The sequence below is a fragment of the Streptomyces sp. NPDC049627 genome, from assembly GCF_044465645.1.
Lineage (GTDB): Bacteria > Actinomycetota > Actinomycetes > Streptomycetales > Streptomycetaceae > Streptomyces.
Window position 1 is genome coordinate 82,545 of sequence record NZ_JBITLW010000024.1, and the last position, 21,397, is coordinate 103,941.

A 21,397-nucleotide genomic window follows, 5' to 3' on the forward strand; every position below is an offset into this window, starting at 1 on the left:
TGACGCCGCCCCTGCTTATGGTGATCGGGTGACTCAGTCCGCGACGTCCGGATCGTCTTCGTATCTCCGGTATCCGCACCTGCACGGCGACCTGGTCGCCTTCACCGCCGAGGACGACGTGTGGCTCGCTCCGCTCGACGGCGGCCGGGCCTGGCGGGTCAGCGCCGACAACGTGCCGGTCAGCCTGCCGCGCATCTCCCCCGACGGTACGACCGTCTCCTGGACCTCCACCCGCGACGGCGCCCCCGAGGTGCACATCGCTCCGGTCGACGGCGGCCCCTCCAAGCGCCTCACGCACTGGGGCAGTTGGCAGACCCGGGTGCGCGGGTGGACCCCCGACGGCCAGGTCCTCGCGATCAGCAGCCAGGGCCAGGCGGGCAGCCGCCGCACCTGGGCCCACGCGGTCCCGCTCGACGGCGGACCGGCCACCACGCTGCCGTACGGTCCCGTCGCCGATGTCGTGCACGGGCCGCAGCTCGTGCTCGCGTCCGCGCCCATGGGGCTGGAGGCGGCGCGCTGGAAGCGGTACCGGGGCGGTACGGCGGGCAAGTTGTGGATCGATGCCCAGGGGCAGGGGGACTTCGTACGGCTGCATGAAGAGCTGGACGGAAACCTCGAGTACCCCGTGTGGGTGGGGGAGCGGATCGCCTTCCTCTCCGACCACGAGGGCGTGGGGGCCGTGTACTCCTCCCTCGCGGATGGGTCCGACCTCCGGCGGCACAGCCCTCTCGACGGTTTCTACGCCCGCCACGCGGCCGGTGACGGCACCCGTGTCGTCTACGCCGGCGCCGGTGAACTGTGGCTCCTCGACGACCTCGACGGGGCCGAGCCGCGCCGGCTCGACATCCGGCTCGGCGGGCAGCGCACCGACCGGCAGCCGTACCCGCTGAACGCCGCGCGTGCCTTCGGGGACGCGGCGCCCGACCACGCCGCGCGCGGCAGCGCGGTCGCCGTCCGGGGTGCCGTGCACTGGGTCACCCACCGCTCCGGGCCCGCCCGTGCGCTCGCCGCCGAGCCGGGGGTACGGGCCCGGCTGCCGCGCACCTTCCGGGCGGAGGGCGAGGACTGGGTCGTATGGGTGACGGACGCGGAGGGCGACGACGCGCTGGAGTTCGCGCCCGCGACCGGGCTGGCGCCGGGCGCGACGCCGCGCAGGCTCGCCGCCGGGCAGCTTGGCCGCGTCCTGGAGCTCGCCATGGCGCCCGACGGGAGCCGGGCGGCGGTCGCCGCGCACGACGGGCGGCTGCTGCTCGTCGAGCGGGAGACCGGCGAGGTGCGCGAGGTCGACCGCAGCACGGACGGCGACGTGTCGGGGCTCGTCTTCTCGCCCGACTCGGCCTGGCTGGCGTGGTCGCACCCCGGCCCGCGCCCGCTGTGCCAGCTCAAGCTCGCCAACACCACCGACCTGTCGGTGTCCGAGGCGACCCCGCTGCGCTTCCAGGACTACGCGCCGGCGTTCACGCAGGACGGCAAGCACCTCGTCTTCCTGTCGACGCGGGCCTTCGACCCGGTCTACGACGAGCACGTCTTCGACCTCGCCTTCGTGGTCGGCTCCCGCCCCCACCTGATCACGCTCGCCGCGACCACCCCGTCCCCCTTCGGCCCGCAGCGGCACGGCCGCCCCTTCGACGCGCCCGACAAGGACGAGACACCCGACAGCGAGGGCAGCCCGACCACGCGCATCGACCTCGAAGGACTCGCCGACCGGATCGTGCCGTTCCCGGTCGAGGCCGCCCGCTACACCGGTCTGCGGGCCGCGAAGGACGGCGTGCTGTGGCTGCGGCACCCCGTGCGCGGCGCGCTCGGCGCCTCCCGGGCCACGCCCGACGACCCCGAGCCCAAGACCGAGCTGGAGCGCTACGACCTCGTCCAGCGGCGCGTCGAGCATCTCGCCGACGACGCCGACCACTTCGAGGTCAGCGGCGACGGCAAGCGGGTGCTGCTGTGGACCGACGGCAGGCTCAAGGTCGTCCCGAGCGACCGGCGTGCCTCGGGCGACGAGGACAGCGACACGAACATCACCGTGGACCTGACGCGCGTACGGCAGCGGGTCGACCCGCCGGCCGAGTGGCGGCAGATGTTCGAGGAGACCGGCCGCATCATGCGGGACCACTTCTGGCGGCCGGACATGAACGGCGTGGACTGGGCGGGCGTGCTGGACCGCTACCGCCCCCTCCTCGACCGGGTGGCGACCCATGACGACCTGATCGACCTGCTGTGGGAGGTGCAGGGCGAGCTGGGCACCTCCCACGCGTACGTCGCACCGCGCGGCGGGTACGGCGGCGGGGCCCGGCAGGGCCTGCTCGGCGCGGACATCTCCCGCCACCCGGACGGAAGCTGGCGCATCGACCGCATCCTCCCCTCGGAGACCTCCGACCCCGAGGCGCGGGCGCCGCTGGCCGCACCCGGGGTCGCCGTGCGGGCGGGGGACGCGATCGTGGCGGTGGCCGGGGTGCCGGTGGACCCGGTGACCGGGCCCGGGCCGCTGCTGGTCGGTACGGCGGGCAAGGCGGTGGAGCTGACGATCTCTCCGGCGGGCGGCGGGGACGTACGCCACGCGGTGGTGATCCCGATCGCGGACGAGCAGCCGCTCCGGTACCACGCGTGGGTCGCGGACCGGCGGGCGTACGTCCACGAGAAGTCCGCCGGCCGGCTCGGCTATCTGCACGTGCCGGACATGCAGGCGCCCGGGTGGGCCCAGATCCACCGGGACCTGCGGGTCGAGGTGGCGCGGGAAGGCCTCGTCGTGGACGTCCGCGAGAACGGCGGCGGGCACACCTCGCAGCTGGTCGTGGAGAAGCTGGCCCGGCGGATCGTGGGCTGGGAACTGCCGCGCGGCATGCGCCCGTACAGCTACCCGATGGACGCGCCGCGCGGGCCCGTGGTGGCGGTGGCGAACGAGTTCTCCGGATCCGACGGGGACATCGTCAACGCGGCGATCAAGGCGCTGGGCCTCGGCCCGGTGGTGGGGACGCGGACCTGGGGCGGCGTGATCGGCATCGACAGCCGCTACCACCTGGTCGACGGCACCCTGATCACCCAGCCGAAGTACGCCATCTGGCTGGACGGGTACGGCTGGGACGTGGAGAACCACGGCGTGGACCCGGACGTGGAGGTGGTGCAGCGACCGCAAGACTGGGTGGCGGGGAGGGACGCACAGCTGGACGAGGCGGTGAGGATCGCGTTGGAGGCGCTGGAGGAACGGCCGGCCAAAACGCCGCCGGGTCTACCCACCTAGGGGCGCGGGGAACTGCGCGATCAACCCCCACGCACCCGCACCCGACGACGATACGATGCCCCCCGTAAAGCCACCCGCTCAACCCCCGGAGGGACCATGGCAGGGGAGCCGCAGGACGACTGCCTGTTCTGCAAGATCGTCGAGGGGCATGTTCCGGCGACCATCGTGCGGGAGACGGACACGACGGTCGCGTTCCGGGACATCAACCCTCAGGCGCCCACCCACGTCCTGGTCATTCCCAAGGCGCACTACCGGGACGCCGCCGCCCTCGCCGCCGCCGAGCCGGCCCTCGCCGCGGACGTCCTGCGCGAGGCCCAGGCCGTCGCCGACGAGGACAAGCTGGAGAGCTACCGGATCGTCTTCAACACCGGTGCCGGCGCCGGGCAGACCGTCTGGCACGCCCACGCCCACATCCTCGGCGGCCGCGGCATGCAGTGGCCCCCCGGGTAACCAGCCGTGTCCGTACGTGAATTGGTCGTCCTCGGGACAGCGAGCCAGGTCCCGACCCGGCACCGCAACCACAACGGGTATCTGTTGCGCTGGGACGGTGAGGGCATCCTCTTCGACCCGGGCGAGGGCACACAGCGGCAGATGCTGCGGGCCGGGGTCGCGGCTCACGACCTGAACCGGATCTGCATCACCCACTTCCACGGGGACCACTCGCTGGGCCTCGCCGGGGTCATCCAGCGGATCAACCTCGACAAGGTCCCGCACCCGGTCACCGCCCACTACCCGCGCTCCGGCCGGCGCTTCTTCGACCGCCTGCGGTACGCGACCGCCTACCGGGAGACCGTCGACATCGCGCAGGTCCCGGTCGGCGAGGACGGCGTCATCGCCGACACCGGTGCCTACACGCTCCACACCGCCCGTCTGTCGCACCCCGTCGAGTCGTACGGCTATCGCCTCGTCGAGCCCGACGGGCGCCGCATGCTGCCCGAACGGCTCGCCGCGCACGGCATCAAGGGGCCGGACGTCGGGCGGCTCCAGCGGGAAGGGGAGCTCGGTGGGGTGTCCCTCGAAGACGTCAGCGAGGTGCGGCGCGGGCAGCGGTTCGCGTTCGTCATGGACACCCGGCTGTGCGACGGGGTGTACACCCTCGCCGACGGCTGCGACATGCTCGTCATCGAGTCCACCTTCCTCGACGACGACATCGAACTCGCCGTCGAGCACGGTCACCTGACCGCCGGTCAGGCCGCCCGCGTCGCCCGCGACTGCGGCGTACGTCATCTCGTGCTCACCCACTTCAGCCAGCGCTACACCGAGCCGGACGAATTCGAACGGCAGGCGCGGGCCGCCGGGTTCGACGGGGAGCTGACGGTCGCGCACGACCTGCTGCGGGTGCCGCTACCGAAACGTCGGTGACACCGCCGTACGATGCTTTGATGCCCCTCCCCAAAGCCGAACTGCACCTCCACATCGAAGGCACCCTCGAACCCGAGCTCGCCTTCGAACTGGCCGCCCGCAACGGCGTCGAGCTGCCGTACGCCGACACCGACGAGCTCCGCAAGGCCTACCAGTTCGAGGACCTCCAGTCCTTCCTGAACCTGTACTACGAGCTCATGGCCGTCCTGCGCACCGAGCAGGACTTCGCCGACCTCGCGAACGCCTACCTCGCCCGGGCCGCCGCCCAGGGCGTGCGGCACGCGGAGATCTTCTTCGACCCGCAGGCGCACACCAAGCGGGGCCTTGAGCTGGGCACGGTCGTCGAGGGACTGTGGCGGGCGCTGGGCGGCAGCGAGGCGAACCACGGCGTCTCCACCCGGCTCATCATGTGCTTCCTGCGCGACGACTCCGCCGAGTCGGCCATGGACACGCTCCGGGCCGCCGAGCCGTATCTCGACCGGATCACCGGCGTCGGCCTCGACTCGGCCGAGGTCGGGCACCCACCGGTGAAGTTCCGCGAGGTCTACGAGGCCGCCGCCGCCCTCGGTCTGCGGCGCGTGGCGCACGCGGGCGAGGAAGGGCCGCCCGCGTACATCACCGAGGCCCTCGACGTCCTCGGCGTCGAGCGCGTCGACCACGGGCTGCGGTGCATGGAGGACCCGGCGCTGGTCGAGCGGCTGGTGCGCGAGCGGGTGCCGCTGACCTTGTGCCCGCTGTCGAACGTCCGGCTGCGCACCGTCGACACCCTCGCCGACCACCCCCTGCCCGCCATGCTCGACGCCGGGCTCCTGTGCACCGTCAACTCCGACGACCCCGCCTACTTCGGCGGCTACGCCGGCGACAACTTCGACGCCGTACGACAGACCCTCGGCCTGCCCGGCGAACGGCTCCGCGAGCTCGCCCGCAACTCGTTCCTCGCCTCCTTCCTGGAGGACGACGAGGAGCGGCGGGCGCGGTATCTGGCCGAGGTGGAGGCGTACGACTTCGGGTAGCGGCGGCACGCGTCCGCCGGGTGCCGGCAGCGGGCGCTAACGCCAGTGCACCGCTCCGCCCGCCGCAGGCGACCTCGCCTCGATCTTCGCCCTGATCTCCCGCATCACCGCGACGATCCGCTCCTCGTGTTCCGCCGACAGCCGCACCACCGGCACCGAGCAGCTGATCGCGTCCTGGGCGGGGGAGTCGTAGCGCAGGGCGAAGCCGAAGCCGACGATGCCGAGGACGCCCTCCTCGCGGTCGACCGACCAGCCGCGCGCCCGCACCCCGGCGAGGTCCGCGGCGAGGGCGTCCCGGGTGGTGTGGGAGTTGGGGGTGAGGGCCCGGTACGGGCCCTCGGGGAGGTCGTCGTCGGGGCGTTCGGCCAGGAGTGCCTTGCCCAGGGCGCCCACGTGGGCGGGGAGGCGGCGGCCGACGCGGCTGATCGTCCTGAGGTATTCGTGCGACTCCCGGGTCGCCAGGTAGGCCACGTCCCGGCCGTCCAGCCGCCCCATGTGGATCGTCTCGCCCAGCGCCTCGGACGCCTCGTCCAGATACGGGCGTACGACGCGCACGCGCGGGTCGGAGTCGAGGTAGCCGGTGCCGGTGAGCAGGGCGTGGATGCCGATGCCGTAGAGCGAGCCGGTGACGTCCGTACGGACCCAGCCGCGGGAGATCAGGGTCTGCAGCAGCGCGTACATGGAGCTGCGCGGGACGTCCAGCGCGTCGGCCAGTTCCTTCAGGCGCGCCGGGCGGTCGCCGCGCGCGGCGAGGAGTTCCAGCAACTCGACCGTCCGCGCCGCGGACTTCACCTCGCGGACACCGCCTGTCTCCGACATGGGCCGATGGTAATCGGCGGGGCCGTGTCATTGACGGTCGCGGTTTCGCGTATCTAGTCTCGATCCCCGATCTTCATACGTGGATGATGTCTGCATAGGGAGATGTCCGGTGAGCCACCAGAGCCCTGTGAACCTCACGATCACCGATGTCCGCCTGACGCCGATCCTGGTCGCCGACCCGCCGCTGCTGAACACCCAGGGCGTGCATCAGCCGTACACGCCCCGGCTGATCGTGGAGGTCGTGACGGCCGACGGGACCACCGGGGTCGGCGAGACGTACGGCGACACCAAGTACCTGGAGCTCGCCCGCCCGTTCGCACAGAAGCTGATCGGGCGTCAAGTGAGCGACCTCAACGGCATGTTCGCCCTCGCGGACGAGGTGGCCGTCGATCGGTCCCGGGTGTCCGGGCAGGTCGACGTCGGCGGGCTGCGCGGTGTCCAGACCGCCGACAAGCTGCGGCTGTCCGTCGTCTCCGGCTTCGAGGTGGCCTGCCTCGACGCCCTCGGCAAGGCGCTCGGGCTGCCCGTGCACGCGCTGCTCGGCGGCAAGGTGCGGGACGCGGTCGAGTACAGCGCGTACCTGTTCTACAAGTGGGCCGGTCATCCGCAGGGCGTGCGCGCCGAGAAGGACGACTGGGGTGCCGCCGTCGACCCGGCCGGGATCGTCGAGCAGGCACGGAGATTCACCGAGCGGTACGGGTTCACCTCCTTCAAGCTCAAGGGCGGCGTCTTTCCGCCGGACGAGGAGATCGCGGCCGTACGGGCGCTCGCGGAGGCCTTCCCCGGGCATCCGCTGCGGCTGGACCCCAACGGAGCCTGGTCCGTGGAGACCTCGCTGAGGGTGGCGCGGGAGCTCGGCGACGTCCTCGAGTACCTGGAGGACCCGACCCTCGGTACGGCCGCCATGGCCGAGGTCGCCGCGCGGACCGAGGTGCCGCTGGCGACCAACATGTGCGTGACGACGTTCGCGGAGATCAAGGAGGCGTTCACCGAGGACGCCGTCCAGGTCGTCCTCTCCGACCACCACTACTGGGGCGGACTGCGCAACACCCAGCAGCTGGCGGCCGTCTGCCGCACCTTCGGCGTCGGGGTGTCCATGCACTCCAACACCCACCTGGGCATCTCCCTGGCCGCGATGACGCACGTGGCGTCGACCGTCCCCGGCCTCCACCACGCCTGCGACTCCCACTACCCCTGGCAGTCCGAGGACGTCCTGACCGAGCGCCTCACCTTCGACGGCGGCAAGGTCGCCGTACCGGACGCACCGGGCCTCGGTGTCGAGCTGGACCGCGACCGGCTGGCGGAGCTGCACCGGCGGTGGCTGGATGACGACGGCTCGCTGCGGGACCGCGACGACGCGGCCGCGATGCGGATCGCCGACCCCGGGTGGGTGACGCCCCCGGTGCCTCGCTGGTAACCCCCGGAAGCGGGGCTGGGGCAAGATCGTGTCGGCGTCGTCGCCGGTCCGGTGGTGTTGTCGGTGGCGTGGTGCACACTGGCCAGATCAGTACCACGTCAGGGAGCGCACCGTGACCTCGCCCATCGTGACCGACGGAAAGGGACCCTCGCCCCAGGGGGCGTCGACCATGGCGTCGACCATGGCGTCGTCCATGACAGGGGGATCGCACGGCCGGGCCCAGGTCGACCCCCTCGCCGGCCTGCGCACGCCCACCGACCCGCCCTGGGACGTGTACCTCACGGGCACGGTCTTCCTCGACATCATCTTCACCGGCCTCGACTCGGCCCCGGTGCGCGGGACCGAGTCCTGGGCGCGCGGGATGGGGTCGAGCCCCGGCGGGGTGGCGAACATGGCCACCGCACTGGCCCGCCTCGGCCTGAGGACGTCGCTCGCCGCGGCCTTCGGCGACGACCACTACGGCGACTACTGCTGGGACGCGCTGGAGCAGGGCGAGGGCATCGACCTCTCGCCGTCGCGCCGGGTGCCGGGCTGGCACTCGCCGGTGACGGTCTCGATGGCGTACGAGGGCGAGCGCACGATGGTCTCCCACGGCCACGAGCCGCCCCCCGAGGCCGTGCTCGTCCAGGAAGGGGCGCCGGACTGCCCCCCACGCGCGCGTGCCGCCGTCGCCTCCCTGGTGCCGGGCAAGCGGGCCCCCTGGATCGCGCAGGCCGCGAGCAAGGGCACCCGCATCTTCGCCGACGTCGGCTGGGACGACACGGGGGCGTGGGACCTGGCGGGGCTGGCCGACCTGGAGCACTGCGAGGCGTTCCTGCCGAACGCGGCGGAGGCCATGCGGTACACGGGCACCGAGTGCCCCCGGGAGGCGGCCCACGCCCTCACCGCGTACGTCCCGGTCGCGGTGGTCACCCTCGGCGCGGAGGGGGCGTACGCGGTGGACGGCCGGACCGGGGAGACGGCCGTGGTCCCGGCGATCGCCGTGGAGGCCCTCGACCCGACCGGCGCCGGGGACGTCTTCGTCGCCGGCTTCGTCGCCGGCACCCTGGCCGACTGGCCCCTGGCGGACCGCCTGGCCTTCGCGGGCCTGACGGCGGCGCTCTCGGTCCAGGAGTTCGGAGGGTCGCTGTCGGCGCCCGGCTGGTCGGAGATCGGGGCGTGGTGGCGCAAGGTGCAGTCGCTCCAGGCGCAGGACCCGGAGGCCCTGCGCCGGTACGCGTTCCTGGCGGACCTGGTGCCGGAGGAGGCGGCGCGTCCGTGGCCGCTGCGGCGGGCGGTGCCGACGATCGGGTTCCGCAGGCCGGCCTGAGAGCGACCAACTGAGGGTGTTGAGCTGAGGTGCTCAGCTGCGGGTGAGCAGCTCGGGGTGATCAGCTGGGGGTGGCCGGCTTCAGCACCACGAAGTCCGCGTTCGCCGGGTCGAGGCAGACGGCCAGCCGCCCGACGCCCTCCGCGTCGTCCGGCCCCATCTGCACGCTGCCGCCGTTCCCGGTGACCTTTTCGACCGCGGCGTCGCAGTCGTCGACGTTGAAGACGGGGTGCCAGTACGGCTGCCCGCCGGCCAGCGCGAGGTTCTCCTTGGGCAGCTCCATGAGCCCGCCCTGCATACGCTCCTCGGGAAGCCCCTCGGGCGTGATGATGGTGTACGCACCCCCGCCACCCGGCAGTTCCATGTCGCTGTACTGCCAGCCGAAGACACTGCCGTAGAACTCCTTCGCGGCCGCGGCGTCGCTCGTGTACAGCTCGGTCCACGACAGTGACCCCGTCTCGTCCGCCAGCTCGAAGCCCGCGTTCTTCCCCGGCTGCCACACGGCGAACTGGCCGCCCAGCGGGTCGCTGTACTGCGCCATCCGGCCCCAGTCACCGAGGTCCCGCGGCGCCACCCGCACGGTGCCGCCGGCGCGCTCCACCGCCTGGGTCGTGGCGTCCGCGTCGGTGACGGTGAAGTAGATCATCCACGCCGAGCGCGCCCCCTCCTCGGTGAGCCTGCCCAGCCCGGCGACGGTCTTGCCGTCCTTCTTGAACATCCCGCCTTCGAAGTCCTCCGCCTCACCCATGGACTCGAACTCCCAGCCGAGCACCGCGCCGTAGAAGGCCGCGGCGGACCGGACGTCGGGGGCGCCGAGGTCGAGCCAACAGGGGGAGCCGGGGGAGAGGTCAGTGGTGATCATGACGATGCCCTTTCGCAGATCCGCTACGACCTCAGCGTGACACCGGGCACTGACACTCGCCCGTCGGATGCCCTGCGGGGAGGCGCGTGCGCCGGCGGCGGCACGCGTTTTCTCGCCCCCGCCGCCCCTACCCGTCCCATCCTCCAGGGGCGCTGCCCCTTCGACCCCGGTTCCTGGGGGCCTGCGGCCCCAGACCCCCGCTTCGGCCCTGAAGGGGCCTCGTCCTCAATCGCCGGACGGGCTGAATGACGCGGGCCGGCGTCGAGAGGTGGCCGCCCCTCGTGGGTGGGTGGGGGTTAGGGATGGCGCGGGCTCGTATTCAGACAGCGGGTGGGTTGGGTAAGTCGGCCCCTCCGGCGATTGAGGAGCGGGGGTCCAGGGGCAGCGGCCCTGGGGGATGGGAATGGGTAGGGGCGGCGGGGGCGAAGAACTCCCGGAGCTCAGCCCGCCGTCACCGTCGTACGTACCGTGCCGTCCGGCCCCGCCACCAGCACCGGCGTCCGCGGGCCGCCCAGGTCGCGCACGGCAGCCACGTCCTCGGCCGGCACGCTGTCGGCCTCCGTCACCACCGCCGCCGCCTCCAACGACGTCGCCCCGGACGCCACGGCCATCGCCACAGCCGTCTGCAGCGCGCTCAGCTTCAGGGACTCCAGAGCGACGGTCCCGGCGACATACGTACGGCCGGTCTCGTCCCGCACGGCCGCCCCCTCGGGCACACCGTTGCGGGCCCGCGCGGAACGGGCCAGGGTGACGATCTTGCGGTCCTCTGGGTCAAGCGCGCTGTTGTCGGTCATGACCTGAGCATACGAAGCGACACCCCGCCCGACCCGCGACGGGGTCCTACCCCGCCACGGGGTACATCGCCCCCCGCCGCCCCTCCGGCGACGCCAACCACTCGAGCTTGGCCGCCGTGTTCGCCTCGTCCAGCGGCGTGTGCAGCACGATCGACAGATCGGGCCGCACCGGCATCTGCATCACGGTCGACTCCAGGCACAGCAGCCCGACCAGCGGATGATCCAGCTCCTTGCGGATCTGCCCGGCATCCTCGATGTCCCGCCGCTCCCACAGCTCGGTGAACTCCGGGCTGGACGCCTGCGCCTCGGCCAGCACGGCCTGGAACCCCTCGTCGTCGGGGGAGGCCGAGCACAGGGCACGGAACTGCGCCACGACCGTACGGGCGTTCTCGTCCCAGCTCTTCGAGCGCGACCGGAACATCGGGTCCGTGAAGAAGTCGATCAGACAGTTCCACCTCTTGCCGGGCCGCATCCCGAGCACCGTCGCGGCGGCGTCGTTGTGCAGCACGCCGTTGTAGTACCTGTCCATGATGTGTGCCGGATACGGCATCCACGCGTCGAGCAGCCGCCGCAGCCCGTCGCACATGTCCCGCTTCTCGGGCGCCACTTCGGGAGCCGGCGGATTCATCCCGGCCAGCAGATACAGATGCCGGCGCTCGGCGTTGCTCAGCCGCAGCACCCGGGCCACCGAGTCCAGCACCTGCGGTGACACCGAGATGTCCCGCCCCTGCTCCAGCCACTGGTACCAGGACGCGCCCACCCCGGCGAGCACCGCGACCTCCTCGCGCCGCAACCCCGGTGTCCGGCGGCGTGCCCCGCCGTCCGGCAGCCCCGCCTGGGCCGGTGTCACCCGGGCCCGCCTGCTCCTCAGGAACTCACGCAGCTCCTGCCGCCGCCCGCTCTTCAGCGTGCCCTCGGACACGTACGAATCCCCCTCGCCCCTTGGCTGGTGGTGCCACCACCAGGACAACTTCCCGCTCCCCACGGCTATTCCGGCGCCAGCAGTCTCTTGCCCATGGCGATCGACTCCGACCTCACCCACCCTTCGTCCCCACCGCTCGACACTCCCCGGACCCCCCGGCTGTCGACGCGCGACAAACTCGTCCTGTTCGTCCTGTGCGCCGCCCAGTTCATGGTCGCGCTCGACTTCTCCGTCCTGAACGTCGCCCTCCCGGTCCTCGGCGCGGACCTCGGCATGAGCCAGTCGGCGCTGCAGTGGGCGGTCACGGCGTTCGCGCTGCCGTCCGGCGGCTTCCTGCTCCTCTTCGGCCGCATCGGCGACCTCTACGGCCGCCGCAAGCTGTTCCTCACCGGTCTCGCCCTGTTCGCCGCGGCCTCGGCGCTCGCGACGTTCGCCTGGGACCCGGCGTCGTTCCTCGCGGGACGCGCCCTGCAGGGACTCGGCGCGGCGGTCATCGTCCCGACGGGCATGTCCCTGCTGACCACCACCTTCGCCGAGGGCCCCGCCCGGGACCGCGCCCTCGGCATCTCCGGGACGCTGATGTCCCTCGGCTTCACGATCGGCATGGTCGCGGGCGGCGTCCTGACCGATGCGTTCGGCTGGCGTTCCACGATGGGCCTGCTCACGGTGTTCGCCCTGGTGGTGCTGCCGCTCGCGCCCGCCCTGCTGCCCGAGTCCCGCACCCCGCAGCGCCCGCACCTGGACGTGCCCGGCGCGATCACCGTCACCGGCGGTCTGCTGTCCCTGATCTACGCCCTCACGACGGCCGCCGACCACGGCTTCGCCCGCGCCGACGTCATCGCGACCCTCATCGCGGGCCTCGCGCTCCTGGCGGCCTTCGCGGTCATCGAATCCCGCACCGAGGCACCCCTGGTCTCCCTGCCCATGCTGCGCCGCCGCACGGTGGCGTGGGGCAACCTGGGCGGTCTGGTCACCTTCTCGATGATGTCGACGGTGGTCTTCGTGCTCACCCTGTACCTGCAGGAGATCCTGCGGCTGTCGGCCTGGGAGACGGGGCTGGTCTTCGGCTTCCAGGGCGTGATGTCGGTGATCGCGGGCTCGCTGACTCCCCGCTTCATCAGCCGGCTCGGCGCCCGCCGCACGCTGGTCGTCTCGCTCACCGGTCAGGGCGCCTTCATCGTCGCCCTGATCTTCCTCAACGCCCACACCTGGTCCGTCTGGCTCGCCACCGCCGCCGTAGCCCTGTCGAGCATGTTCCACCTGGGCGCGATCATCTCCTACGGCCTGACGGTCACCTCCGGCGTCCCCGACGAGGAACAGGGCCTCGCCACCGGCCTGGTCACCTCGACCCAGCAGGTCGGCATCACGATCGGCATCCCCCTGCTGGGCGTCCTCGCGACGACCTCCGGCAACCTGCTGACCGGCACCCGCACGGTGATGGGCATCGACGCGGCGATCGTCCTGGCCACGGCCGCCCTGGTGGCGCTGGGACTGCGCACAGTGCCCCGCACCGAGAACAGGACCCGGGCCTGACGGGGGTGGGCCCGAGGGGCGCCCCGCCCGACGACCGGATCATCACGCCGGTCGGTTCGCGCGGGGCGCCCCATCTGCACGCGCCGGCCGCCACGGGCCGGGCGTCCTGCCTGTGCGCGGCGGCTGTCACGGGCCGGGCGGTTTGGGTGGGGTGTCCCGTCCGACGGCCGGGTCGTGTCGTCGGTTGGTTTGGGTGGGGCGTTCTGCTTGTGCGCTGTGGCTGTTGTCGGCTGGGTGGCTTTGGGTGGGGTGTCCCGTCCGACGGCCGGGTCGTGTCGTCGGTTGGTTTGGGTGGGGCGTTCTGCCTGTGGGCGGTGGCTGTCACGGGCCGGGCGGTTTGGGTGGGGCGTCCTGCCCGACGGCCGGGTCGTGTCATCGGTTGGTTTGCGTGGGGCGTTCTGCCTGTGCGCGGCTGCCGCCACAGGCCGCGCGGCTTCGGGGAGCCGTGCGGTCACACCTGCGGGCTGCCGGTCCTGGGCTTCAGGACAGGCGGGCCTGTGCCGGCTTCGCGTGCGGCGACGACGAGGGCCGCAAGCGGGCCGTCCGACCGCGGCTTCGGTGGCCAGCCGTTCGCACGGGCGCGGGCGACGCTCGCCTATGGGGAGTGGCTGCGCCGGGTGGGTGTGTGCGGGGCCGCGCGGGAGCGTCTGCGGGCCGCGGTCGATCTGGTTCGACGAGATCGGCGTCCCGTGTGGCGGGACCGCGCCGGAGGCGGACTTCGGGCGGCGGGCGCCCCGGCCCGCCGTGGCGCCGACGATGCGGCTCGGCGCCTCAGCCGCAGGAACAGACGGCTCAGTCGCGGTCGAGGCGGAGCCGGGTGGCTTTCGGGAGAGTGGCCACGACCAGGTCGTACGAGTCCTCGATGAGCTCCCGGAGCAGGCGGTCCGGGAGGTCGCCGTCCACGGTGACGGTGTTCCAGTGCCGCTTGTTCATGTGGTAGCCGGGGGCGATCAGGCCGGGGTGCTCGGTGCGGAGCCGGACCGCGTCCTCGGGGTCGCACTTGAGGTTGACCTTCAGAGGACGGGCGTCGAGCCAGCTCAGGGCGAACATCTTGCCCTGGACCTTGAAGACGGAGATCTCCGGGCTGAACGGGAAGTCCTCCACCGCCGCGTTGAACGACAGGCAGAAATCGCGCAGTTCCTCGGGGCTCACTCCGCCTTCGCCTCCTCCTCGTCCGGCGCCACCGCCGGGACCAACGGCTCGACCAGCACCGTCACGATCTTGTTCCGGCGGCCGGCCGCCGCCTCCGCCGTCAGCCGCAGCGCACGGCCGTCGGGCAGGTCGACCACGGACGACGCCCCGGCGATCGGCACCCGGCCCAGCGCCTTCGCCAGCAGCCCGCCGACGGTCTCCACGTCCTCGTCGTCGTACTCGTCGAGCCCGTACAACTCACCCAGGTCGGTGATGTCCAGGCGGGCGGTGACCCGGTAGCGGTCCTCGCCGAGGTCCTCCACCGGCGGCAGCTCGCGGTCGTACTCGTCGGTGATCTCGCCGACGATCTCCTCGAGGATGTCCTCGATCGTGACGATGCCTGCGGTGCCGCCGTACTCGTCGATCACGACGGCGACGTGATTGCGCTCCTTCTGCATCTCCCGCAGCAGGTCACCGGCGTTCTTGGTGTCGGGCACGAAGAACGCGGGCCGCATCGCCGTCGACACCAGCTCGCTCTCCGCGTCCCGGCTGATGTGCGTCTTGCGGACCAGGTCCTTCAGATACACGATCCCCACCACGTCGTCCTCGCTCTCCCCGACGACCGGGATACGCGAGAAACCGGAGCGCAGGGCGAGGGTGAGGGCCTGGCGGATCGTCTTGTAGCGCTCGATGACGATCAGGTCGGTCCGCGGGACCATGACCTCGCGCACCAGTGTGTCGCCCAGCTCGAAGACCGAGTGCACCATACGGCGCTCGTCGTCCTCGATCAGCTGCTCCTGCTCGGCGAGGTCGACCAGCGCGCGCAGCTCCGCCTCGGAGGCGAAGGGGCCGCGGCGGAAGCCCTTGCCGGGGGTGAGCGCGTTGCCGATGAGGATCAGCAGCGACGGGATCGGGCCCATGATCCGGGCGAGCGGCAGCAGCACGTACGCCGCCGCCGTCGCCGTGTTCAACGGGTGCTGGCGGCCGATGGTGCGCGGGGAGACACCGACGGCGACGTACGACACCAGGACCATGACGCCGATCGCGGCGAGCAGGGCCTGGGTGGTGCCGTCGATCGCTATCAGGCACGCGTACGTGACCAGCGCGGCGGCGGCCATCTCGCAGGCCACGCGCACCAGCAGCGCCACGTTCAGATAGCGGGTCGGGTCGGCGGCGACGAGCGCGAGCTTCTCGCTGCCGCGGCGGCCGCTGCGTACGGCTTCGTCGGCGCGGAAGCTGGAGACCCGCGCCAGGCCCGCCTCCGCGCAGGCGGCGAGCCAGGCCACGACCACCAGGGCGATCGCGCCGGAGACGAGGGGAAGGCTCATGACACGGTCGGGGCCGGCGACGGACCCGTCAGGCCCTTCTCCGAACGCCAGCCGTCCACGATGGCGGCCTGCAGACCGAACATCTCGGCCTTCTCGTCGGGCTCCTCATGGTCGTACCCGAGCAGATGCAGCACGCCATGGACGGTGAGCAGCTGGAGCTCCTCGTCCATGGAGTGCTGCGTGGGCGCCTCGGCCCCCTGCTTGGCGGCGACCTCGGGGCACAGCACGATGTCACCGAGGAGCCCCTGCGGCGGCTCGTCGTCGTCCTTCGACGGTGGCCGGAGCTCATCCATCGGGAAGGACATGACATCCGTCGGCCCCGGCAGGTCCATCCACTGGATGTGGAGCTGCTCCATGGCGTCGGCGTCCACGACGATCACCGAGAGCTCGGAGAGCGGGTGGATGCGCATCCGCGCCAGCGCGTAGCGGGCGATGTCGAGGATCGCCTGCTCGTCGACCTCGGTTCCGGACTCGTTGTTGACGTCGATCGACATGGTGCTGCTCGGTCTCTACTTCCCCTTGTGCCCGGACTTGCCCCGGCTCTGCCCCTTGTGGGCGCCGTTCTGGGTGCCGTGCTTGCTGTCGTACAACTCGTACGCGTCGACGATACGGCCGACCAGCTTGTGCCGGACGACATCGTGGGACGACAGCCGGGAGAAATGGACGTCCTCGACGCCCTCCAGGATGTCCTGCACCTGCCGCAGACCGGACTTGGTGCCGTCCGGGAGGTCGACCTGGGTCACGTCACCGGTGATGACTATCTTCGAGTCGAAGCCGAGGCGGGTGAGGAACATCTTCATCTGTTCGGGGCTGGTGTTCTGGGCCTCGTCGAGGATGATGAAGGCGTCGTTGAGCGTACGGCCGCGCATGTAGGCGAGCGGCGCGACCTCGATCGTGCCCGCGGCCATCAGCCTCGGGATGGAGTCGGGGTCGAGCATGTCGTGCAGTGCGTCGTACAGCGGGCGCAGGTAGGGGTCGATCTTCTCGTACAGCGTGCCGGGCAGGAAGCCGAGGCGCTCGCCCGCCTCCACCGCCGGCCGGGTCAGGATGATGCGGTTGACCTGCTTGGACTGCAGGGCCTGCACCGCCTTGGCCATGGCGAGGTACGTCTTGCCGGTACCGGCGGGACCGATTCCGAAGACGATCGTGTGCTTGTCGATCGCGTCCACGTAGCGCTTCTGGTTGAGCGTCTTGGGGCGGATCGTGCGGCCGCGCGAGGAGAGGATGTTCTGGGTGAGCACCTCGGCCGGGGTCTCCTGGCCGTCCATCTCCCCGTTCTCACTCGCCCGGAGCATGGCGATCGAGCGTTCCACTGCGTCCTCCGTCATCGGCTGTCCGGTGCGGAGCACCAGCATCATCTCGTCGAACAGGCGCTGGATGAGGGCGACTTCAGCGGCGTCGCCGACCGCGCTGATCTCGTTGCCCCGGACGTGGATGTCGGCCGCCGGGAAGGCCTTCTCGATCACGCGCAGCAGGGAGTCGCCGGACCCCAGCACGGTCACCATGGGGTGCTGGGCGGGGACGGTGAACTGTGCTCTCGCCTGCCCCTGCGCGGGTGTGTGAGCTGTGGGTGTCTGAGTCATGGGCCGGCTCTGTAGGCCTTGCTCGTCCTCCTCGAAACGACTCGTCCGCCACAGGGGCGGCCTGGCGATTTCCAGAGTACGCCGGGCGACTGACAACGCCGTAGGACTTTTCGGCGGGGAGGTTTTCACCGGGGTGCGGTGCTGTTCACGCCGGGTACGGCGCCCGTCACGCCCGGGTCCGTTTTCTCGCCCCGCCGCCCCTACCCGTCCCATCCCCAGGGGCGCCGCCCCTTCGACCCCTGGTCCCTGGGGGCTGCCGCCCCCAGACCCCCGCTTCGGCCCTGAAGGGGCCTCGTCCTCAAACGCCGGACGGGCTGAAATTGCCGGCCGGCGCCGAAAGGTGGCCGCCCCTCGCGGGTGGGTGGGGGCTAGGGATGGCGGGGGCCGTTCTCAAGTGTCGGCGGGCTGGGTGGCCTGGGCCGGCGTCGGGAGGTGGCCGGCAGGTCCTAGCGGCACAGGTCGTCGCCGAGGTGGGTGCGTGTGTAGTGGACGATGCGGCCGCTGCGGGTGCGGCTGAGCAGGCCGGCGTCGTAGAGGACGGCGAGGTGCTGGCTGATCGCGCCCGGGGTGACGTCGAGGCGGTGGGCCAGTTCGGTCGTGGATGCCGGTTCGGCGAGCATGAGGAGGAGGCGGGCCCGGGGGCGGCCGAGGAGGCGGACGAGGGCGTGGTCGGTGACGGGGGGCGGCTCCTCGGAGAGGGTGGCGCGGCCGCGCGCCGGATAGTGCAGCACCGGAGGCAGGGCGGGGTCGATGTTGGTGGTGGCACCCCGGGCGAACAGGGTGGGGATCAGGACCATGCCGCGGCCCGCGATGCGTACGTCCGCCTCCGGCCACCGCGAGCCGGTCGGCGGTGTCAGGCGCAGGATGTCGCCGGTCCAGGCCAGACGCGGGTCGAGGCCCTTGAAGAGCGCGGCCGAGCCCTGTTCCGCGAGCACGCGCGAATGGTGGGAGAGGTCGGCCTCCAGGACGGTCTGCGCTCTCGGCCACCAGTGCGGTGCCAGGCAGTCGTGCCAGTAGCCGTCGAGCGCGGCGGCCACCCGCTCCAGCAGCCTCTCGGGGCGCGCCAGGCCGCGGGCCACGACGGACGGCAAGGGGCCGCCTTTGCCGCAGGTCTGCCGGAAGCCGTCGCCCACGGCGTCGGCCGGGGTGGCCCGCACCCGGTCCAGTTCCTCGGCGAAGGCGGGGCGTACCCGGCGGGGGCGCGGGGTGAGGAAGTCCGCGATCCAGTTGCCGGGCGTCACGAGCGCTGCCAGGAGTTCCGTGTCCTGGCGTTCATACGCAGGACGCAGCCGTCGCAGCCAGGGCCGCTGGTGCGGGAACCGCGCCGGATCGTGCCAGCAGCGCAGCGAGAACACCGCCTCCTGCAGCGGGGAGTACGCGAAGGACGTCGTGGCCAGGTCGCCGACGGCGAAATGGAACTCGATCATTTGAGCGCTACGCTAAATCATTGTCGGGCGGGTTCCCACGCCGGATGAGATGTCGGCATGAGCACAACACCCGCCACTCCCGCATCGTCCCTCGACGGCCCCTCCTCCCGCTCGGCCCGGCTGCTGCCCGCCGATCCCACCTTGCGCCGGGCCGGTCTGCTGGTGGCGCTCAACGCCCTGGGGAACGGTCTCTATTTCCCGCTGGGCGTCCTGTACTTCACGCGGATCGTCGGGCTGGACGCCACCGCGGTCGGGCTCGGGATGACGGTCGCGGGAGTGGTGGGCGTGGCGGCCGGGGTGCCCGCCGGGCGGGCCGCCGACCGCTGGGGCGCCCGGCAGGTGGGCTCGTGGCTGTGGGGTGCCTGCGGAGTGGCGACGGCGGCGTACCCGCTGGTGCACTCCTACGCAGGGTTCCTGGCCGCGGTGATCTGCGGGACCGGCTTGCAGATGGCGAGTCGCGGGGTGCAGGGCGCGATCTACGCCGATGTGCTGCCGGCACAGACCCGGGTGGAGGCGCGCGCGTACTTGCGGACGGTCACGAACGTGGCGATGGGCGTGGGCGGCGCGTTCGGCGCGATCGCGCTCCAACTCGACACGCGGGGCGCCTATGTGACCGTCATCCTGATCAACGCGGTGACGTTCTGGGCGCCCGCGCTGATGGTGCGGCGGCTCCCGCTCGCGCCGCACGCCCTGGAGCGGGCGGCGAAGTCGTCCGGGACGGCGACGGTTGACCGCTGGCGTGCGGCGCGCGATCTGCCCTATCTGACGGTGACCGCGCTGAACGCGGTCCTGGCCGTGCAGTACACCCTGGTCGAGGTCGGCCTGCCGCTGTGGATCGTGGAGCGCACCGAGGCGCCGCGCTGGACGGCGGCGCTGCTCACGATCGTCAACTGCTCCCTGGTCGCCCTGCTCCAGGTGCGCGTAGCCCGCCGGGCCTCCCGAGTCCCCAGTGCCGTCCGGGCCATGGGCTGGTCGGGGCTGTTGCTCGGGGCGGCCTGTGCGGTGTACGCGCTGTCGGCGGGTCTGTCGCCGGTGTGGGCGGTGCTTGCGCTGACGGTCGGTGCGGTGGTGCAGGTCCTCGCCGAGGTGCTGTCGGCGGCGGGCGGCTGGACGCTCGGTTACGAACTCGCCGATGCCCGTGTCCACGGCGTGTACCAGGGTGTGTTCGGTGCCGGTATGTCCGCCGGGATGATGGCGGGCCCGGCGCTGGTCACGGTGACCGCGATCCAGCACGGTACGGCCGGCTGGGCAGCGCTGGGCGTGCTGTTCGCGGCGGCCGGCCTGGCGGTGCGCCCCGCGGTGAGGTGGGCGGAGCGGGACGGTGAATGGCGGGGCGAGACATCCGGCCCGTCCGCCCTTTGAGGACGAGCGCCACCTCTCGACGCCGGCCCGCGTCACTCGGCCCGTCCGCCCTTTGAGGACGAGCGCCCACCTCTCGACACCGGCCCGCGTCACCCGGCCCGTCCGGCCCTTGAGGACGAGCGCCCACCCCTCGACGCCGGCCGCGTCATTCAGCCCGTCCGGCGTTTGAGGACGAGGCCCTTTAAGGGCCGAAGCGGGGGTCTGGGGGCGGCAGCCCCCAGGGACCGGGGTCGAAGGGGCAGCGCCCCTGGAGGACGGGACGGGTAGGGGCGGCGGGGGCGACAAACCGTCCTCGGAAACCCAGACGTCGCAGCTGCTTCAGAAGCCCAGACGTCGCAGCTGCTTCGGATCCCTCTGCCAGTCCTTCGCCACCTTCACATGCAGGTCGAGGAAGACCGGCGTCCCCAGCAACGCCTCGATCTGCTTGCGGGACTTGATGCCGACCTCCTTCAGGCGCTTGCCCTTGGGGCCGATGACGATGCCCTTCTGGCTGGGGCGCTCGATGTAGACGAAGGCGTGGATGTCCAGGAGGGGCTTGTCGGCGGGGCGGTCCTCGCGGGGGAGCATCTCCTCCACGACCACGGCGATGGAGTGGGGCAGCTCGTCGCGCACACCCTCCAGCGCCGCCTCGCGGATCAGCTCCGCGATCATGACCTGCTCCGGCTCGTCGGTGAGGTCACCGTCGGGGTAGAGGGCCGGGCCCTCGGGCAGGAGCGGGACGATCAGGTCGGCCAGCAGGTCCACCTGCTTGTCCCCGACCGCCGACACCGGCACGATCTCCGCCCACTCGAAGCCGAGCTCCTTGCCGAGCCGGTCGATCGCGATCAGCTGCTCGGCCAGGGCCTTCGAGTCCACCAGGTCGGTCTTGGTGACGATCGCGATCTTCGGCGTCTTCTTGATCGACGCCAGTTCCTTCGCGATGAAGCGGTCACCGGGCCCGAGCTTCTCGTTCGCGGGCAGGCAGAAGCCGATCACGTCGACCTCGGCCCAGGTGGTGCGTACGACGTCGTTGAGGCGCTCGCCCAGGAGCGTGCGCGGTTTGTGCAGGCCAGGGGTGTCCACCAGGATCAGCTGGGCGTCGGGCCGGTGCACGATGCCCCGTACCGTGTGCCGCGTCGTCTGCGGCTGGTTCGCTGTGATCGCCACCTTCTGGCCGACCAGAGCGTTCGTGAGAGTGGACTTGCCCGCGTTGGGGCGGCCCACGAAGCAGGCGAAGCCGGCGCGGTGGGGGGCCTCGGACGGCTCGGATGACTGACTGCGAACGCTCATGGCGCCCATTCTCCCTGATCCACAGAGC

General features: G+C 72.0%; 18 protein-coding genes and 1 pseudogene. 8 read left to right on the forward strand and 11 right to left on the reverse strand.

What is annotated here, in order from left to right; genetic code table 11:
• The first annotated feature begins 28 nt into the window (after positions 1 to 28).
• The 4 genes from ACIBU0_RS43205 to ACIBU0_RS43220 all read left to right on the forward strand — a co-directional run bounded on the left by ACIBU0_RS43205 (position 29) and on the right by ACIBU0_RS43220 (position 5,613).
• Entirely contained in the window at positions 29 to 3,238 is a 3,210-nt protein-coding gene (locus ACIBU0_RS43205; protein ID WP_398830093.1) for a S41 family peptidase, read from the forward strand.
• Between the two features lie 96 nt (positions 3,239 to 3,334).
• Entirely contained in the window at positions 3,335 to 3,688 is a 354-nt protein-coding gene (locus tag ACIBU0_RS43210; RefSeq protein WP_398830095.1) for a histidine triad nucleotide-binding protein, read from the forward strand.
• Between the two features lie 6 nt (positions 3,689 to 3,694).
• Positions 3,695 to 4,600, forward strand: a complete 906-nt coding sequence (locus ACIBU0_RS43215; RefSeq protein ID WP_398830097.1) for a ribonuclease Z — start codon at positions 3,695 to 3,697, stop codon at positions 4,598 to 4,600.
• A gap of 20 nt (positions 4,601 to 4,620) precedes the next feature.
• Positions 4,621 to 5,613, forward strand: a complete 993-nt coding sequence (locus ACIBU0_RS43220; protein WP_398830100.1) for an adenosine deaminase — start codon at positions 4,621 to 4,623, stop codon at positions 5,611 to 5,613.
• A gap of 36 nt (positions 5,614 to 5,649) precedes the next feature.
• Here ACIBU0_RS43220 and ACIBU0_RS43225 read toward each other — a convergent pair whose 3' ends face one another.
• Positions 5,650 to 6,432: an IclR family transcriptional regulator gene (locus tag ACIBU0_RS43225; protein ID WP_398830102.1), complete on the reverse strand. Its 783-nt coding sequence runs from the start codon at positions 6,430 to 6,432 to the stop codon at positions 5,650 to 5,652.
• 127 nt (positions 6,433 to 6,559) lie between these two features.
• On the opposite strand from ACIBU0_RS43225, the gene ACIBU0_RS43230 reads away from it, so the two are divergent.
• Positions 6,560 to 7,849: a glucarate dehydratase family protein gene (locus ACIBU0_RS43230; protein ID WP_398830168.1), complete on the forward strand. Its 1,290-nt coding sequence runs from the start codon at positions 6,560 to 6,562 to the stop codon at positions 7,847 to 7,849.
• Positions 7,850 to 8,018: 169 nt separating this feature from the next.
• Positions 8,019 to 9,158, forward strand: a complete 1,140-nt coding sequence (locus ACIBU0_RS43235) for a carbohydrate kinase family protein (RefSeq protein ID WP_398830171.1) — start codon at positions 8,019 to 8,021, stop codon at positions 9,156 to 9,158.
• Positions 9,159 to 9,219: 61 nt separating this feature from the next.
• Here the strand turns inward: ACIBU0_RS43235 and ACIBU0_RS43240 are convergent, their stop codons facing one another.
• The 3 genes from ACIBU0_RS43240 to ACIBU0_RS43250 form a co-directional block, all read right to left on the reverse strand.
• A complete protein-coding gene (locus ACIBU0_RS43240) occupies positions 9,220 to 10,020 on the reverse strand; it encodes a VOC family protein (protein WP_398830104.1) in 801 nt (266 codons plus the stop codon).
• 440 nt (positions 10,021 to 10,460) lie between these two features.
• Positions 10,461 to 10,814 carry a cytidine deaminase gene (locus ACIBU0_RS43245; protein ID WP_398830106.1) on the reverse strand — a complete coding sequence of 118 codons (354 nt, stop codon included), beginning with the start codon at positions 10,812 to 10,814 and terminating at the stop codon, positions 10,461 to 10,463.
• Between the two features lie 46 nt (positions 10,815 to 10,860).
• Entirely contained in the window at positions 10,861 to 11,736 is an 876-nt protein-coding gene (locus ACIBU0_RS43250; protein ID WP_398830108.1) for a helix-turn-helix transcriptional regulator, read from the reverse strand.
• Positions 11,737 to 11,829: 93 nt separating this feature from the next.
• On the opposite strand from ACIBU0_RS43250, the gene ACIBU0_RS43255 reads away from it, so the two are divergent.
• On the forward strand, positions 11,830 to 13,269 hold the full coding sequence (locus tag ACIBU0_RS43255) for an MFS transporter (protein ID WP_398830110.1): 1,440 nt from the start codon (positions 11,830 to 11,832) through the stop codon (positions 13,267 to 13,269).
• Positions 13,270 to 14,061: 792 nt separating this feature from the next.
• On the opposite strand, the gene ACIBU0_RS43260 is transcribed toward ACIBU0_RS43255, so the two are convergent.
• The 5 genes from ACIBU0_RS43260 to ACIBU0_RS43280 all read right to left on the reverse strand — a co-directional run bounded on the left by ACIBU0_RS43260 (position 14,062) and on the right by ACIBU0_RS43280 (position 18,738).
• A complete protein-coding gene (locus ACIBU0_RS43260; RefSeq protein ID WP_398830113.1) occupies positions 14,062 to 14,421 on the reverse strand; it encodes an MmcQ/YjbR family DNA-binding protein in 360 nt (119 codons plus the stop codon).
• Positions 14,418 to 15,728, reverse strand: a complete 1,311-nt coding sequence (locus tag ACIBU0_RS43265; RefSeq protein ID WP_398830115.1) for a hemolysin family protein — start codon at positions 15,726 to 15,728, stop codon at positions 14,418 to 14,420. The genes ACIBU0_RS43260 and ACIBU0_RS43265 overlap by 4 nt, the downstream gene beginning before the upstream one ends.
• Entirely contained in the window at positions 15,725 to 16,222 is a 498-nt protein-coding gene (gene ybeY, locus ACIBU0_RS43270) for an rRNA maturation RNase YbeY (protein ID WP_031476933.1), read from the reverse strand. The genes ACIBU0_RS43265 and ybeY overlap by 4 nt, the downstream gene beginning before the upstream one ends.
• Before the next feature lie 15 nt (positions 16,223 to 16,237).
• Positions 16,238 to 17,311 carry a PhoH family protein gene (locus ACIBU0_RS43275; RefSeq protein ID WP_398830116.1) on the reverse strand — a complete coding sequence of 358 codons (1,074 nt, stop codon included), beginning with the start codon at positions 17,309 to 17,311 and terminating at the stop codon, positions 16,238 to 16,240.
• Between the two features lie 446 nt (positions 17,312 to 17,757).
• On the reverse strand, positions 17,758 to 18,738 hold the full coding sequence (locus ACIBU0_RS43280) for a helix-turn-helix domain-containing protein (protein WP_398830117.1): 981 nt from the start codon (positions 18,736 to 18,738) through the stop codon (positions 17,758 to 17,760).
• 57 nt (positions 18,739 to 18,795) lie between these two features.
• Here ACIBU0_RS43280 and ACIBU0_RS43285 point away from each other — a divergent pair, with 57 nt between their 5' ends.
• Complete coding sequence (locus ACIBU0_RS43285) at positions 18,796 to 20,100, forward strand: MFS transporter (protein WP_398830119.1); 1,305 nt, start codon at positions 18,796 to 18,798, stop codon at positions 20,098 to 20,100.
• Positions 20,101 to 20,250: 150 nt separating this feature from the next.
• On the opposite strand, the pseudogene ACIBU0_RS43290 reads toward ACIBU0_RS43285, so the two are convergent.
• Together ACIBU0_RS43290 and era are read right to left on the reverse strand one after the other, a co-directional pair.
• Positions 20,251 to 20,415 (reverse strand): annotated as a pseudogene (locus tag ACIBU0_RS43290) (cobyrinic acid a,c-diamide synthase); the annotation flags it as partial.
• 3 nt (positions 20,416 to 20,418) lie between these two features.
• Positions 20,419 to 21,378 carry a GTPase Era gene (era, locus tag ACIBU0_RS43295; RefSeq protein WP_398830121.1) on the reverse strand — a complete coding sequence of 320 codons (960 nt, stop codon included), beginning with the start codon at positions 21,376 to 21,378 and terminating at the stop codon, positions 20,419 to 20,421.
• Between the last annotated feature and the right edge of the window lie 19 nt (positions 21,379 to 21,397).